This window comes from Mesorhizobium sp. M7A.F.Ca.CA.001.04.2.1 (genome assembly GCF_003998485.1).
GTDB lineage: Bacteria > Pseudomonadota > Alphaproteobacteria > Rhizobiales > Rhizobiaceae > Mesorhizobium > Mesorhizobium ciceri.
This window is the reverse complement of record NZ_RZQT01000280.1, coordinates 1-1,354: the sequence shown is the minus strand read 5'-3', so window position 1 is coordinate 1,354 and position 1,354 is coordinate 1. Positions and strand designations below refer to the sequence as shown.

Annotated in this window: 1 pseudogene; it reads right to left on the bottom strand. The window is 65.1% G+C overall.

The annotated features are described in order from the left end of the window. A pseudogene (locus tag EN955_RS34495) lies at nt 1-1,196 on the bottom strand (IS256 family transposase); the annotation flags it as partial. Nucleotides 1,197-1,354: the final 158 nt, after the last annotated feature.

The window sequence follows — 1,354 nt, the reverse complement described above, 5'->3', positions numbered from 1 at the left end:
TGCGACGGCTGGCAGGCTGATGAGAGGATCATCGCTCATTTGGCTGATGGTTTCCAGCGTCATGTATCTGGCGCGTTGCACGGCCCATTCGTCGTTCTGTTCGAGCAGGATCGCGCCAACCAGGCGGACGATGGCGTGATCATTTGGGAAGATGCCGACGACCTCGGTGCGCCGCGTGATCTCGCCGTTGAGGCGCTGGATCGGGTTGGTCGAGTGCAGCTTGGCGCGGTGCTCCTTGGGGAAAGTCATGTAGGCAAGCACGTCGGGCTCGGCGTCGTCCATGATTGTCGCCAGCTTCGGCACTTTCGGCCGGATCTGGTCGGCGACGGCGCGCCATTGCGTGCTTGCGGCCTCGGGCGCGCGTTTCCTGGGCGAAGGCGGTGGCGATGAAAGCGGAGACGACGCGGCGCCCGCTCTTGCCGGCATGGGCCAAGACGTTGCGCATGAAGTGGACGCGGCACCTCTGCCATGTCGCGCACAGCACCTTGGTGACGGCCGCCTTGATGCCTTCATGGGCATCGGAGACGACGAGCTTGACGCCGCGCAGGCCGCGGCGGGTCAGCTTGCGCAGGAACTCCGTCCAGATCGGCTCGGCCTCAGAGGTGCCGACCTCCATGCCCAGCACCTCGCGCCGGCCGTCCGCGTTGACGCCCAGAGCGATAATGACGGCGACCGAGACGATGCGGCCGCCGCGGCGCACCTTCAGGTAGGTGGCGTCGATCCACAGATATGGCCAGTCGTCCTCGATGGGTCTTTCAAGAAACGCTTTGACCTTGCCGTCGATCTCTTCGCACAGCCGGCTGACCTGGCTTTGGAGATGCCGCTCATGCCCATGGCCTTGACCAGGTCGTCGACCGAGCGGGTTGAGATACCCTGACGTAGGCCTCCTGGATGACGGCGGTCAGCGCCTTCTCGGCCATGCGGCGTGGCTCGAGGAAACCGGGGAAATAGGAGCCCTTCCTGAGCTTGGGGATGCGCAGCTCGACGGTGCCGGCGCGCGTCTCCCAGTCGCGCTCGCGATAGCCGTTGCGCTGGGCCGTGCGCAACGGGTTCTTCTCGCCATAGGCGGCGCCGGCAGCGGCCCCAACCTCCAGCTCCATCAGCCGCTCGGCGGCAAAGCCAATCATCTCACGCAAGAGATCGGAATCTGGGGTCTTCTCCACGAGCGCGCGCAGGTTCATCATCTCGTCGGTCATCGATGGTTCCTTCGAATCAGGTTGGTGTCAGCAACCCGACCTTACCGGCGAACTGTCGATGACCACCGCAAAGCCGCTCGCTCGCTACAGCGCTATCGAAGGCGCGCTCGCGAGCGGCTTCGCTACCGCCGAGCTACACCACCTGTGGGGACGCGACC